This is a genomic window from Pseudomonas sp. LAIL14HWK12:I7 (assembly GCF_000483465.1).
GTDB classification, from domain to species: Bacteria; Pseudomonadota; Gammaproteobacteria; order Pseudomonadales; family Pseudomonadaceae; genus Aquipseudomonas; species Aquipseudomonas kermanshahensis.
The window spans coordinates 15,761-31,530 of record NZ_AXYZ01000014.1 but is presented as its reverse complement, the minus strand read 5'-3'; the positions used below and the strand labels follow the sequence as shown (position 1 = coordinate 31,530).

Here is a 15,770-nt window from a genome sequence, read left to right as displayed (position 1 = left end):
CGCAAAAAAAGGGCGGCCATTGTCGTGACCGCCCCTAGCCAAGCCCGCGCTACGCTACTTCACGCCGGCTCCAACGCCTCGACCACCTTCCCGCGGCTCAGGTGCACCACCTTGTCCGCCGTATCGAAGTAGCGGTCATCATGCGAGATCACGATGATGGTCTTGCCCAACCGCTTCAGGTCCGGCAGCAGCTCGGTGTAGAACACCCGGCGGAAGGTCGGGTCCTGGTCCGCCGCCCATTCGTCAAACACCAATACCGGCCGCCCATCCAGCCAGGCGTTGACCAGCGCCAGGCGTTTGCGTTGGCCGGTGGAAAGGTCGGTGGTGGTAAACGCACCATCGCGCACGCTCACCTTATGGGCGATTTCCAGCCGCTCCAGGTAGCGCGTGGCATCGCTGGGCAGGCTGTGCTCGTGCTCGGGCAGGTCTTCGAACAGGTAGTAGTCGGCGAACACGGTGGTGAACAGCTGGCGATAGTCGTCCAGCCCCTGCGGCTCAACGGCCTTGCCGTTCAGGCGCACTTCGCCGCGTTGCGGGGTATACAGGCCCAGCAGCAGCTTGATCAGCGAGGTCTTGCCGCAGCCGTTTTCGCCGACGATGAACAGGATCTCGCCCGGCGCGATGCTCAGGCTCACCGGCCCGACGCGGAAGGGTTCGTTGCCGTCCACCGGTGGGTAGGCGTATTCGACATTGTGCAGCTCCAGGTGCGCGCTGCCGGGGGCGGTGTGCTTGACCGGCTGGTCCAGCAGCAGGTGCGGTTCGGGCGAGGAAAAGCGCTCGGACAGGTCGGCGATGCGGCGGAACGCCACTTGCGCGCGGCCGAGAATCGGCAGGTTGCCGATCAGCGTCTCCAGCGGGCCTTTCATGTACAGCAGCACCAGCACGAAGCCGCTCATTACGGCCGGGTCGTTGCTCGGCCACAGCGACTGCAGGGCCAGGGTCAGGCCGATGACCACGAAGAACAGCATCGACCCGAGGCTCTTGGCAGCCACGAAAATGTTGATGGCGCGGATGTGGGTGTTGGCGATGAAGTCGGCGGTGCCCTGGATGTTGCGGGTCAGCATGGCATGGCGGCGGCGGCGGTCGATGCGCAGCTCTTTGGCGCCTTCGGCAATCGCCGAGTAGTGCTTTTGCAGGTTGTCCTCGGCATCGCGGGCGGCGTTGAAACCGGCCACGCCTTTTTGCCGGGCCACGTACTGCACGGCGCTGCCGATGCCGATCGCCACCAGGGTGATCAGGAAGATCGGCCACGACAGCCAGGCCAGGTAGGCCAGGCAGCCAGTCACGGTGGTCAGCGAGATGGCCAGCGGGGCGAAGGCAAAGGCGAAGTCGCTGATGGTGTCCACGTCGCGGGTCAGCACTGGGATCAGGCGGTGGGTGCGGTAGCGCTCGATCTGCTCGATCGGCGCCGACAGCACCTTGGCGCCGAGGTCTTTGCGCAGCCGGGCGATGACCTTCTGGCCTACGTAGTTGGTGCCACTGTCGGCGGCCACGCTGCTCACCAGCGCCAGCACGCACAGGCCGGCGAAGGCCAGGATCACGCCCTGGCTCATGCCGTCGGGGGCATGCAGGCCCTGGTTGACGGTGGCCAGCAGCGCGGTCACGGCCAGGCCGCCGACCATGCCCAGCAGCACCGAGACGATAACCGCTGGGCGGTAGGGTTTGAGCAGGCCCAGCAATTCGCGGATGGCCCCGGGGGAAGACGTTTTCATGAAGCGCGATCTCGGTGAGGGAGTGGAGGTGGGCGGCGCGGCGGGGTCAGCTCCCGAGGGCCAGGGTGCCCTTCATCAAGGTGCTGTGGAACGGGAACGAGCAGTAGAAGCTGTAGGCAGTGCCGGCCTTCAACGAACGGGTGTCGAGGGTGACGCTGTCTTTTTCGCCACCGCCAATCAGGCGGGTATGGGCGATGACCCGGGTATCGCCGGGCTTCACGTAGTCCTGTGCCTCGCCTGCCTTAAGGCCGTCGTCCAGCACGCCCTGCATGTCTGCCTGGCTGCTCAGGACCCAGTTATGGCCCATCACGTTCTTCGGCATTTCGCCAGGGTGGGCGAGGGTGACGGTGAACGACGTGCAGGCCTTGGGGATGGTGATTTCGGCCTTGTCGAAGGTCATCTGGTCGGTGCCGTGGATGTCCACGGCGCAGTGCTCGGCCGACCAGGCGACGGCAGGGGCGGCGGCAAGCAAGGCGAGGAGCAGAAGCTGGCGAGTCATGTAGGGTTCCTGGACGATAAAAGGGTGCACATCGTTCAGACGAACCGGCGCGCGTTCGCTTTACCTGTGTGTTCGCGCGGGTGAATTTCTGCCGGGCATGCTCGTTCATCTAGTCAGGCGCCCTGATGGCGCAGCATCCCTTTCGCCGCCACGGCGGCCCTGGCTTGAGGTGACGGTACATGAGTGAATTGCTGAGCTTTGCGATCGAACCCCTGGACGCTGCCCGCGGCGACCTGCCGTTGTTGGTGCGCGCGCCGGAGCCTGGCATCGACCTGCTCGACGCGTTCGACGAGCTGAAACCGCTGGTTGACCGCCACCTGCTGCACGCAGGCGGCATCCTGTTCAGGGGCTTCCAGGTGGGCGGGGCTGAGGCTTTTCGCCAGTTCGCCGCCGCGTTCGGTCACCCGCTGCTCAACTACGAGTTCGGCTCCACGCCGCGCAGCAACGTGACCCAAGGCGTTTACACCTCGACCGAGTACCCGGCGCACCAGAGCATCCCGCTGCACAACGAGCAGGCCTACACCCTCGAGTGGCCGATGAAGATCTGGTTCTACAGCGTGATCCCCGCCGAGACCGGCGGCGAGACGCCGATAGCCGACAGCCGCGAGGTGTATCGGCGGATGCCAGCGCGTATTCGCGAGCGCTTGGTCGAGAAGGGCCTGATGTATGTACGTAACTACGGCAACGGCCTGGACGTGGAATGGTCGCAGGTGTTCAACACCGAAGACCCGCGGCAGGTCGAGGCCTACTGCCGTGCGCATGCCATTGAATGCATCTGGAAGGAGGATGGCGAGTTGCGCACACGCCAACGCTGCCAGGTGGTAGCGCGTCATCCGGTGACGGGGGAGGACGTGTGGTTCAACCAGGCGCACCTGTTCCATGTGTCTAACCTGCAGCCGGAGGTGCGGGAGTCGTTGATGGACATCGTCGAGGAAGAGGACCTGCCGCGTAATGTGTATTACGGCGATGGCTCGACCATTGAGGACGCGTTGCTTGATGAGATACGCGGGGTGTTGGATGAGTGCACTATCAGTTTCCCTTGGCTGGAGAATGATGTGCTGATGCTCGACAACATGCTCGCGGCGCATGCGCGTTCGCCGTTTACGGGGAAGCGCAAGGTGGTGGTGGCGATGGCGCAGGGGCATTCGCAGGTGGGGCGGTGAGGAGGTGCATGCCTTGGGAGTTTTATCGCCTGTGAGATCGAGCGCCGCCCGCGCGGCGCTTCGCAGCACAAGGCTGCTCCTACATCTATTTCGGGCCAATTATTCCTGAGGCATTAGCGCGCGGACCCTTGGCGCCTGACACGATATCGAGTCGAACAAACAAGGCGGTCGCGCGCCTCTATCACAGGCTTTACTGGCCGGAAACAGATGTAGGAGCAGCCTTGTGCTGCGAAGCGCCGCGCGGGCGGCGCTCGATCTCATAGGCGCCACAACCCTTAAGGCATGCGCCCAGCAGCCCCCAAAACTGGCCACCCCTAAATCAGCCCCCCATGCCTTCGTCTGACAGTTACCGCTCGACTGCCAGGACACCGCTCGACATGAATGCTGAACAGACGCTCAAACTCGCCCGCCGCTTCATCGAACTCAGCCCCGACAAGCGCCGCCTGTTCCTCAAGGCGCTGCAGGGCGAGGGCATGGACTTCTCGGTGCTGCCGATTGCGCCGAGTGTCGAGGTCGACGAGCGTGACCGGTTGTCCTACGCCCAGCGGCGCATGTGGTTCCTCTGGCAGCTCGACCCCCAAGGCGCAGCCTATAACCTGCCAATGGCCGTGCGCCTGAATGGCCCATTGGACCTGAGCGCCCTGCAACACGCATTCGACGCCCTGGTCGCCCGCCACGAAACCCTGCGCACCCGCTTTGTCGCCGACGGCGATGACGTGCGTCAGCACGTGGATGCCGTCGCGGCCCCGCTGCAATTGCGCCAGGACTGCCTGAGCGAGCTGGCCGAAGCGGCCCGCCAACACGCCCTCGAATCGATTGCCGAAGCAGAGGCCCTGGCGCCTTTCGACTTGGCCACCGGCCCGCTGCTGCGCGTGCGCCTGCTGCAACTGGCAGCGCAGGAACATGTCCTGCTGCTGACCCTGCACCACATCGTCGCCGATGGCTGGTCGATGAACGTGTTGATCGACGAATTCCTGCACCTCTACGACGCCGCCGTGGCCGGCACCCAAGCCACACTCGAGCCCCTGCCGATCCAGTACCGTGACTACGCCCTGTGGCAGCGCAGCTGGCTCGAGGCCGGTGAGCAGGACCGCCAGCTGGCGTACTGGCAGGCGCGCCTGGGCGATGATCACGCCCCGCTGGAGCTGCCGCTGGACCGCACCCGCAAAGGCCGGCCAAGCTACCGCGGCGCTCGCCACGCATTCCCGATTGCTGCCGATGTCGCCGAGCGCCTGCGCGGCCTGGCGCGTCGGCACAACGTTACCTTGTTCATGGTTTTGCTGGCGGCCTTCAAGCTGCTGCTGCAGCGCTACAGCGGGCAGGGCGCAATCCGCGTCGGCGTGCCCATCGCCAACCGCAACCGCGCCGAAAGCCAGGGTTTGATCGGCTGCTTCATCAATACCCAAGTGCTGCACACCGAGCTTGACCCGCTGCTGGATATCACCGGCCTGTTGCAGCGCGTACGCGAAACCGCCGTGGGCGCGCAGAGCCACCAGGACCTGCCGTTTGAGCAACTGGTCGAAGCCTTGGACCTGCCCCGCAGCACCGACAGCCCGCTGTTCCGCGTGCTGTTCAACCACCAGGCCCAGGTGGCGGATGTCGAAGCCATCAAGACCCGCTCCGGGCTGAGCCTGGCGCCGATCACCCTGGAAAAGCACAGCGCCCGTTTCGACCTGGCGCTGGATACCCACGAGCGTGCCGGGCAGCTGCATGCGGCCTTCACTTATGCCCTGGACGTGTTTGATGCGGCCACTGTCGAGGCCCTGGGCGAGCAATGGCTGGCCCTGGTGCAGGCGCTGGCCGATGACACCGCTGGCGCGGTGGGCGAGTTGCCGTTGCCTGGCCTGGCAGCCACTCGGGGTGTGCCAGGTCATTTGGTCGAACCACTGCTGGTTCACCAGCGCTTTGCCGACGCCGCCCGCCGCCACCCCGCGCGCACCGCAGTGATGGCCGCCGGCGAGGCAGCCAGCTACGCCGAACTCGACGCCCGCGCCGAGGCCATCGCCGACAGGCTGGTCGAAGCCGGCGTGCAGCCAGACACCCTGGTCGGCGTGCTGGCTGACCGCAGTGTCGGCATGCTCGCCAGCATCCTCGGCGTGCTCAAGGCGGGCGGCGCGTACCTGCCCCTGGAGCCTGAACAACCGGCCGAACGCCTGGCCTACTTGCTCACCGACAGCGGCACCCAGCGGGTGCTGGCGCCTGGCAACTGGCAGGCGGAACTGCCAGAAGGCGTTTCCCGCCTGGCGTGGGAACATACCCAAGCCCTAAGCCAAAACACGCCACGCCCTGGTGCTGCCGCAGCCAACCTCGCCTACGTGATCTACACCTCCGGCACCACCGGCCAGCCCAAGGGCGTCGCGATCAGCCATGGCGCCTTGGGCAACTACGTTGAGGGCATCGCCGCACGCCTGCCGGTGGGGCAGATCCACAGCATGGCGCAAGTCTCGACCCCGGCAGCGGACCTTGGCCACACCATGCTGTTCGGCGCCCTGTGTGGCGGCCAGACCTTGCACCTGATGCGGCGCGAGCAAGTGTTGGATGCCGAGGGCTTTGCGGCCTACCTGGCACAGCACCAGGTGGACGCCGTTAAGATCGTGCCCTCGCACCTGGAGGCCATGTTGGTCGCCGGTCGCGCGGCACTGCCTGGCCAGTGCCTGGTGCTGGGCGGCGAAGCCATCAGCCCGGGCCTGCTCGGCAAAATCCGCGCCCTGGCGCCGGCACTCAAGGTGTTCAACCACTACGGCCCGACCGAGACCACGGTCGGCGTGCTGGTGGCTGAATTGGACGATCAGGCGTCGCTCGGCCAACCGCTGGCCAACGCAACCGTCAGCGTGCTCGACAGCTGCCTGCAGCCACTGCCGGCCAAGGCCAAGGGCGAGCTGTACATCGGCGGCGCCGGCCTTGCCCGTGGCTACCTCGGCCGCCCGGCGCTCACCGCCGAGCGCTTCGTGCCCGACCCAAGTGGTGCACAGGGCGAACGCCTGTACCGCAGTGGCGACTGGGTACGGCACAACGCCGCTGGCGAGCTGCAGTTTGCCGGGCGCATGGACGGCCAGGTGAAAATCCGCGGTTACCGCGTGGAACTTGCCGAGATCGAGCAGCAGTTGCTTAGCCTGGAAGGCGTCGCCAACGCCGTGGTCCGGGTCAAGGGCCAGGCACCGGAAGCGGTGCTGGCGGCCTGGCTGGTGCCCAGCCAAATGCCGGCAGACAGCCAAGCTTGGCAGGGCACGATTCGCGCCACGCTCAAAGGCCTGCTGCCCGAGCACATGGTGCCGACCCACCTGATGGTGCTGGCGCAACTGCCGGTCACGGTCAACGGCAAGGTCGACGTCAAGGCGCTGCCCGAGCCGGTGGCCACCCAGGCGGTTTACCAGGCACCGGTGACCCCGCTGCAGGTGCAACTGGCGCAGATCTGGGCTGAAGTGCTGCAGGTGCCGCAGGTGGGCCTGAGCGACAACTTCTTTGCCTTGGGCGGGCACTCGCTGCTGGCCACCCAGGCCGTATCGCGGGTGCGCAAGCACCTGGGCCTGGACATCCCGCTGCGTACCCTGTTCGACACGGTCGACCTGCAGGCCTTCGCCCAGGCAGTGGCTGAGGGCGAGCAGGGCGCTGGGCTTGAGATCGATATCCTCGACCGCGAGCAGCCACTGCCGGTGTCCCGCTCGCAAAACCGCCAGTGGCTGTTCTGGAAGCTCAACCCCGAAAGCCTGGCCTACAACACGCCAATGGCCGTGCGCATGCAAGGCACCCTCGACCGTGCTGCGGTGCAGGCCGCGCTGGATGCGCTGGTGGCGCGCCACGAGTCACTGCGCACGGTATTCGTCGAAGCCAACGGTTTGCCGTGGCAACGCATCCTGCCCGCCGCCTCGGTGCCGATCGGTTTCGAAGACCTCAGTGGCCAGGACGAAGCCGCGCAGATGCGCAAGCTGGAGGCCGAAGCCTTCGCCCCGTTCGACCTGGAGCACGGCCCACTGCTGCGTGCCCGCCTGTTCAAGGTGCATGCGCAAGAGCACCTGCTGTCGCTGACCCTGCACCACATCGTCTCCGACGGTTGGTCGATGAGCCTGCTGGTACGCGAGTTCGCAGCGGCCTACAACGCGGCCGCCAGCGGCCAGGTGCGGGCCATTGAACCGCTGCCGGTGCAGTACGCCGACTTCGCCGCCTGGCAACGCAAATGGCTGGACGAGGGGCAGATGCAGGCACAGATCGACTATTGGAAGGCGCGCCTTGAAGACGACTTCGAGGTCCTCGAACTGCCCGCCGACCGTATTCGCCCGCAGGTCAAAAGCTACCAGGGCAGCCGCTTCGATGTGCGCCTGCCGCTGGCCCTGACCGAGCGCCTGCGGGCATTGGCGGTGTCGTCCAATGCCACGCTGTTCCATGTCTTTTTGGCGGCCTATGCCATCGTGCTGTCGCGCTACAGCCGCAAGGACACGATCAACATCGGCGTGCCGGTCACCAACCGCAACCGCCTGGAGCTCGAAGGGCTGATCGGCTTCTTCATCAACGTGGTAGTGGCGCGGGTGGGCGTCGATGGCAGCCTGCCGTTCCCGCAACTGCTGGCCGCGATCAAGGAGACCACGTTGCAGGCCCAGGCCAACAAGGACGTGCCGTTCCTTGAGGTGGCCGAAGCCCTGTACCCCGAGCGCGACCAGGGCGTGAACCCGTTCTTCCAGGTGCTGTACAACCATTTGCGCGACTTGGGCGAGCAGGTGTCCAGCGATGCCCTGCACGGCCTCAAGGTCCGGGAAGTGGACCTGCTGGAGCCGGGCGCGCAATACGACATCTCGCTCAACACCCTGGAACGTTCCGACGGTGTAACGGCCTCGTTCAACTACTCCACCGACTTGTTCGATGCAGCGCGTATCGAGCGCATGGCCGGGCACTGGCAAGCGCTGCTCGAAGCCATCTGTGCCGAGCCGCAGCGCTGCATCGCCGAGCTGGACTTCTTGGCCGACGCTGAGCGCCGTCAACTGACTCAAGGCTGGAACCCGGCACCGCAGGCCAGCAGCGGCCTGTGTGCGCACCAGTTGCTGGAACGCCAGGCAAGTGCGCGGCCCGACGCCGTGGCGCTTATTTTCGACGACCAGCAACTGAGCTACGCCGAGCTGGACCGCTGCAGTAACCAGTTGGCCCACCGCCTGCGTGCCCTGGGCGTAGGCCCAGACCGCCTGGTAGGTGTAGCCGTCGAGCGCGGCCTGGGCATGGCGCTGGCGCTGATCGCCATTCACAAGGCTGGCGGTGCCTATGTGCCGCTGGACCCGGACTACCCGCAAGAGCGCCTGGCGTACATGGTCGAGGACAGCGGCATCGGCCTGCTGCTGGCCGATGCGCCGTCGCTGGCGCGCTTGCAGTTGGATAAGCAGCTGCCTTGCGTGGTGCTCGAACCCGGCACCCAGTGGCTGCACGCCTGGCCAGCCGAGCCGCTGCCGAACTTGGCCGCGCCGCACAACCTCGCCTATGTCATCTACACCTCCGGTTCCACCGGCATGCCCAAGGGTGTGGCCATCGATCACCATGCCTTATCGGTGTTCTGCCAGGTGGCTGGCGACTACTCGCGCCTGAGCCCGGAAGACCGTGTGCTGCAGTTCGCTACCTTCAGCTTCGACGGCTTCATCGAGCAGTTTTTCCCGCCGCTGGCGCAAGGCGCTTGCGTGGTGCTGCGCGACCTGCGGCTGTGGGACACCAACACCCTGGTGGACGAGATCAACCGCCACGGGGTTACCGTGGCCGACCTGCCGGCGGCCTACTGGCGCCTCCTGGCCCTGGAGCGTCGCGCACCCGAGGCCTATGGCCGGCTCAAGCAGATCCACGTGGGCGGAGAAGCGGTGCCGGAAGATGCCCTGCGCGCCTGGCTGGCCGACGGGCCGCCGGCGGTGCGCCTGCTCAACACCTACGGCCCGACCGAGGCGACCGTGGTCGCCACCACGTTCGACTGCTCGCCAATGACGCCTGAGCAGATCAGCGCAGGCGGCGTGCCGATTGGCCGCGCGTTGCCAGGCCGGACCTTGCACGCCCTGGACGACGGCCTGGCGCCAACCCCGGTCGGCGTGTCGGGCGAACTGTTCATCGGCGGGGCAGGGTGCCTGGCGCGGGGTTACCACCAACGCCCATCGCTGACAGCCGAACGCTTCATTCCCGACCCGTTCGACCCCGTGGGTGGAGGCCGTTTGTACCGCACCGGCGACCTCGGCTACTACGACGAGCAGGGGCAACTGGCCTATCGCGGGCGAGCTGACCACCAGGTGAAAGTGCGCGGCTTCCGCATTGAACTGGGCGAGATCGAGCAGTACCTGCGCGCGCACCCGGATGTGCGCGAGGCAACGGTACTGGCCATCGACCTGCCCAGCGGCAAGCAGCTGTGCGCCTATGCCGTGCCTGTCGAAGGCAGCACTGGCGACCTGCGCCAGGCGCTCAAGCAGTACCTCAAGGCTAGCCTGCCGGACTACATGATCCCGTCCTACCTGGTGACCCTGCCGAACATGCCGCTGACCCCCAGCGGCAAGCTCGACCGCAAGGCGCTGCCGCTGCCCGACCCCAGCCAGCCGCAGCACGACTACGAAGCGCCGCAGACCGAACTGCAACAGCAACTGGCGCAGATCTGGGCGCAATTACTGAACCTCGGCCAGGTTGGCCTGAACGACAACTTCTTCGAGCTCGGCGGCCACTCCCTGCTGGCCGCACAGGCGGTTTCGCGCATCAACGTGGAGCTGGGCCTGGACCTGCCCCTGCGGCTGATCTTCGCCCACCCCGAGCTGCGTGCGTTCGCCCAGGCACTGGACGAGCAGGGCCTGTCGCTGAGCGACGATGGCCTGAGCGATATCGAAAAAATGATGAATGAATTCACAGAGGCCTGACATGGAACTCACTGCAGCACAACGCATTGCCCAACGCTTCGTCGGCCTCCCTGTGGAGCAGCGTCAGCAGATCCTGGAGAAAATGCAGGCCACCGGGCAAAGCTTCCGCCTGTTGCCCATCGTGCCCGCACGCCAGGGCCTGGCGCGCATTCCGTTGTCGTTTGCCCAGCAGCGCTTGCTGTTCCTGTGGCAGTTGGAGCCCGATAGCCCGGCCTATAACGTGCCGATGGCCGTGCGCCTCAAGGGCGCACTCGACCTGGCGGTATTGCAGCAGGCGCTGGATGCGCTGGTCAGCCGCCATGAATCACTGCGTACCCGCTTCGTCTCGGATGAAGGCGAGTTCCATCAGGACATTCTCGACGCCTGCCCGCTGCTGCTGGACGTGGTCGAGTGCCAGGACGATGAAGCCGCCTTGAGCCTGGCTGTCGATGCCGCGCTGAAGCAGCCGTTCGACCTGCTGGCCGGGCCGTTGATGCGGGTTACGCTGCTGCGCGTGGACGCCGAGCACCATGTGCTGGCCCTGAGCATGCACCACATCATCTCCGACGGTTGGTCGAGCGACCTGCTGGTGCAGGAATTCATCCAGCTGTACACCGCGTTGGCTGAAGGCCGTCAGGCCGAATTGCCGGCCCTGCCGATCCAGTACGCCGATTATGCGATCTGGCAGCGTGCCTGGCTGGAGGCCGGTGAGGCCCAGCGCCAGCTGGCGTACTGGCAGGCGCAACTGGGTGACGAGCAGCCGTTGCTGAGCCTGCCGCTGGACTTCGAGCGGCCGGCCACGCCGAGCTATCGCGGCGCGGTGCTCAAACTGAACATCGGCGCCGAGCAGGCCGAGGCTTTGCGCGCCCAGGCACGCAAGGGCGGCCACACCGTATTCGTGCTGATGCTGGCGGCCATGGCGGTGGTGCTGTCGCGCTACAGCGGGCAGTCGGACATCCGCATCGGCGCGCCGAATGCCGGGCGTAACCGCAAAGAGCTGGAAGGCCTGATCGGCTTCTTCATCAATACCCAAGTGCTGCGCGTGCAAGTGGACGAGCGCGCGACCTTCGCTGCGCTGCTGGAACAGGTCAAGGACGTGATCGGCGGCGCCCAGTCGCATCAGGAGCTGCCGTTCGAGCACCTGGTGGATGCTTTGCTGCCAGAGCGCAACCTGGCCCACAACCCGCTGTTCCAGTTCAAGATCAACCAGCACGTGGCGGCCGGCGACCCCTCGCGCAAGCGCCTGGGCGAGCTGGAGGTAGAAGGCTTTGCCCGCGAAGGAGGCGATGCGCGCTTTGACCTGGCCTTCGACTTCTCGGACAAACCCGAAGGCATCGAGGGGTACTTCACCTACGCCACCGACCTGTTCGAGCAGGCCACCATTCAGCGCCTGGCGGATTCGCTGCGGCGCGTGCTGGACGTGCTCAGCCACGCCCCGCACACGCCGATCGTCGAACACCTTGAAGTGGCGGCGCAGCAGCAGGCCGCGCCAGCAGCTTACCCGCACCGCGACTTCCTTGCCCTGTGGCACCAGGCGATGGCCCAAGGGCAGGCCCAGGGTGGCGTGCGTGCAGGTGACCGCTTCATGACCCAGGCCGGGCTGGACGCTGCGTCCAACCGCGTGGCCGACTACCTGCGCCAGCGCGGCGTCGGTGCCGGCAGCATCGTTGCCCTGTGCCTGCCGCGCTCCATCGAGTGGGTTACGGCCTTGCTGGCAGTCCTCAAGACCGGGGCCGCTTACCTGCCGCTGGACACCCAGCAGCCGCAAGAGCGCTTGCAGCAGTTGATCGTCGACAGTGGCGCTGCCGTGCTGCTGCATGAGCCGAGCGATACACGCTTCGCGGGCCTCGACGGGGTACAGGCGGTTGCCTGTGAACCCGCCACCTGGGCAGGCTGCAGCGACAGCCGAGTAGCGGTTGCAGTCAGCCCTGAACAGCCGGCCTACCTCATCTACACCTCGGGCTCGACCGGCCAGCCGAAAGGCGTGGTGGTCAGCCACGGGTCGCTGGCCAGCTACATCCAAGCCGTGCTGGAGCGCCTGCAACTGCCCGCCGGCGCGAGCATGGCCATGGTGTCCACCACCGCCGCCGACCTGGGCCACACCGTGCTGTTCGGTGCCCTGGCCTCGGGCCGCCTGCTGCATTTGTTGCCGCAGGAACTGGCCTTCGACCCCGACGGGTTTGCCAGCTACATGGCGCAGCACCAGGTGGGCGTGGTGAAGCTGGTGCCAAGCCACCTGCAAGGCCTGCTGCAAGCGTCCCGCGCCGCCGAGGTGCTGCCTGCTGAAGCGTTGATTCTGGGCGGCGAAGCGTGCCCCTGGAGCCTGTTGGAAAAAGTTCGTGAGTTGCGCCCGGGGTGCCGGGTCATCAACCACTACGGCCCGACCGAGACCACGGTCGGCGTGCTGACCTTCGAGCCAAGCCAGCGTCTGCAAGGCTGCCGCACAGTGCCGGTCGGTCGCCCGCTGGGCAATGCCTGCGCCCAGGTGCTCGATGGTTACCTCAACCCGCTGGCGCCGCACGTGGCCGGCGAGCTGTACCTGGGGGGGCAGGGCGTTGCCCAGGGCTACCTGGGCCAGCCGGGGCTGACGGCCGAACGCTTTGTACCGGCCCCGGGTGGCGCCCGCCTGTACCGCACGGGCGACCGAGCGCGAATGAGTGCTGAAGGCCTGATCGAATTCATCGGGCGTGCCGATGACCAAGTGAAAATCCGTGGCTATCGCGTCGAGCCGGGTGAAATCGGCCGAGTCATCGCTGGGCTGCCCGGTGTCAGCGACGCCGTGGTCCTGGCCGTGCCGCTGGAAGGCGATGCCGAGCGCCTGCAGTTGGTGGCCTACCTGGTGGCTGAAGGGGGCATGAGCACGCAGCAGTTGCAGGCGCACCTGCAGACGCACCTGCCTGACTACATGGTGCCCGCACACATCCTGTTGCTCGAGCGCCTGCCACTGACCGCCAACGGCAAGCTCGACAAGCGTGCCTTGCCCACACCGGGCGCGGTAAGCCGCGGCTATGTGGCCCCAGAAGGCGAGGTCGAAGAGAAGCTCGCCGCCGTGTGGGCCGATGTGCTCAAGCTGGAACGCGTGGGCAGCAGCGACAACTTCTTCGAGTTGGGTGGCGACTCCATCCTCAGCCTGCAAATCATTGCCCGGGCCAAGCGCCAAGGCATCAAGATCACCCCCAAGCAACTGTTCGAACAGCAGACCGTTGGCCAACTGGCCCAGGTCGCCAAGCTCATCGAAGCCAAGCAACCGCTTGCAGCCCCCGTAGATACCGCGACCCGCGGTGAGGTGGCGCTGCTGCCGGCCCAGGTGCGTTTCTTCGAGATGGACATCGCCCAGCCTGCGCACTGGAACCAGTCGGTGCTGCTGAAACCGGCCCAGCGTGTGCAAGTGGAGCACCTGGAGTCGGCCCTGCGTGCGGTGCTGGAACAGCACGATGCCTTGCGCCTGCGCTTTAGCCGCCAGAACGGCCAGTGGCAAGCGCGCTTCCAGGCCCTGGACGCTTCGCCGGTGCTGCGCCAGCGCAGCCTCGCGGCGTTGAGCGAACTGGACGCTGCGGGCACTCAGGCGCAAGCCAGCCTCGACCTGGAGCACGGGCCGCTGCTGCGTGCCGAACTGTTCGACGTCGCCGATGGCCAGCAGCGTTTGCTGTTGGTCATTCACCACCTGGTGGTAGACGGCGTGTCATGGCGGGTACTGCTGGAGGACCTGCAAGAGGCTTACCAGCAACGCCTGAACGGGCAAGTCGTTAGCCTGCCGGCCAAAACCTGCGGCGTGAAAACCTGGGCAGAGCGCCTGGTCACTCACGCCAGCAGCCCAGCGCTGCACGCCCAGGCTGACTACTGGCAGCAGGTGCTGCAAGGCAGCCCGGCAGAACTGCCGCGTGACAACCCGCAGGGCAGCCTGGGCAACCCGCATGCCCGCACCGCTGCATCGCGGTTGGATGCCGCGCGTACCGCCCAGTTGCTGAAGCAGGCACCCGCCGCCTACCGCACCCAGGTCAACGACCTGCTGCTGACCGCGCTGGCGCGTACCCTGTGCCAGTGGAGCGCGCAGGACGAGGTGCTGGTGCAACTGGAAGGCCATGGCCGCGAAGACCTGTTCGACGACCTTGACCTCAGCCGCACGGTGGGTTGGTTCACCAGCGTGTTCCCGGTACGCCTTGCCCCTGGCCAGGCGCTGGGCCCGTCGATCAAGGCAATCAAAGAGCAATTGCGCGCGGTGCCGGACAAGGGCATCGGTTACGGCTTGCTGCGTTACCTGGGCGACACCCCGGTACGTGAGCGGCTCAGCGGCACTGCGCAGCCACGCGTCACCTTCAACTACCTGGGCCAGTTCGACAGCAGTTTCACGACCGACGATGCTGCCGTGTTCAGCCCGAGCGGCGAAAGCGCCGGGCGTACCCAATGCGCCGGTGCGCAACTGGGCAACTGGCTGAGCATCACCGGCCAGGTGTATGGCGGCGAGCTGTTCATGGAGTGGACCTACAGCGACGACGTCTACCGCCCGGAAACCATCCAGCAGCTGGCCCAGGCCTACGAGCAGGCACTGGCCGAGTTGGTCGAGCATTGCTGCCAGGCGCAGCACCACGGCGTGACGCCTTCAGACTTCCCATTGGCCGCGCTCACCCAGGGCCAGTTGGACAGCTTGCCTGTACCTGCAGCGCAGATCGCCGATGTGTATCCGCTGTCGCCGATGCAGCAGGGCATGCTGTTCCACACGCTCTACGACCAACAGGCCGGCAACTACATCAACCAGTTGCGGGTCGATGTCGAGGGGCTGGATGTGCAGCGCTTCAAGCAGGCCTGGCAGGCCGCGCTCGATGCCCATGACATCCTGCGCAGCGGTTTCGTCCTGCAGGGCGAGCTGGAGCAGGCCGTGCAGGTGGTGCGCAAATCGGTGGCGTTGCCGTGCAGCGAGCATGACTGGCGTGGCCAGCCGGCGCTTGAGCAGGCCCTGCAGGCGCTGGCCGAAGGCGAGCGCCAACAAGCGTTCGACCTGACCGAAGCGCCGCTGCTGCGCCTGGTGCTGGTGCAAACGGGCGAAGCCCGCCACCACCTGATCTACACCAACCACCACATCTTGATGGATGGCTGGAGCACCTCACGCCTCCTGGGCGAAGTGCTGCAACGTTACACAGGCATGGCGCCAAAGGCCCAGACCACGCACTACTGCGACTATATCGCCTGGCTGCAAGGCCAGGACGCGGCGGTCGCCGAAGCCTTCTGGCAGGCCCAGCTGGCCGCGCTCGACGAGCCGACGCGCCTGGCCCAGGCCATTGCCGGTAGCGCAGGCGATGCGGGCAGCGGCTACGGTGATCATCGCCTGGCCCTCGATGCCGAGCAGACCGCCCGCATCGAAGCCTTCGCCCGCGCTAACCGCGTTACCGTCAACACCCTGGTGCAATCGGCCTGGTTGCTGCTGTTGCAGCGCTGCACCGGTCAGGCCAGCGTGTGCTTCGGCGCCACGGTGGCCGGCCGCCCCGCGGACCTCGCCGGGGTGGAAGAGCAGATCGGCCTGTTCATCAACACCCTGCCGGTGATTGGCGCGCCCCGTGCCGAG

Annotated in this window: 4 protein-coding genes and 1 pseudogene (1 of these 5 cut by a window edge); 3 read left to right on the top strand and 2 right to left on the bottom strand. The window is 66.4% G+C overall.

What is annotated here, in order from left to right:
• Positions 1 to 59 precede the first annotated feature (59 nt).
• On the bottom strand, positions 60 to 1,712 hold the full coding sequence (locus tag D886_RS0114355) for a cyclic peptide export ABC transporter (protein ID WP_027594587.1): 1,653 nt from the start codon (positions 1,710 to 1,712) through the stop codon (positions 60 to 62).
• 46 nt (positions 1,713 to 1,758) lie between these two features.
• The gene (azu, locus tag D886_RS0114350; protein WP_027594586.1) at positions 1,759 to 2,211 is read right to left on the bottom strand and encodes an azurin; all 453 of its coding nucleotides are present in this window, start codon (positions 2,209 to 2,211) and stop codon (positions 1,759 to 1,761) included.
• Positions 2,212 to 2,390: 179 nt separating this feature from the next.
• Here azu and D886_RS0114345 point away from each other — a divergent pair, with 179 nt between their 5' ends.
• The 3 genes and pseudogenes from D886_RS0114345 to D886_RS0114335 all read left to right on the top strand — a co-directional run.
• Positions 2,391 to 3,374 carry a TauD/TfdA family dioxygenase gene (locus D886_RS0114345; protein WP_027594585.1) on the top strand — a complete coding sequence of 328 codons (984 nt, stop codon included), beginning with the start codon at positions 2,391 to 2,393 and terminating at the stop codon, positions 3,372 to 3,374.
• Positions 3,375 to 3,751: 377 nt separating this feature from the next.
• Positions 3,752 to 10,231: a non-ribosomal peptide synthetase gene (locus D886_RS0114340; protein ID WP_027594584.1), complete on the top strand. Its 6,480-nt coding sequence runs from the start codon at positions 3,752 to 3,754 to the stop codon at positions 10,229 to 10,231.
• A 1-nt stretch (position 10,232) separates the two neighbouring features.
• A pseudogene (locus D886_RS0114335) lies at positions 10,233 to 15,770 on the top strand (non-ribosomal peptide synthetase) (it continues 651 nt past the right edge of the window).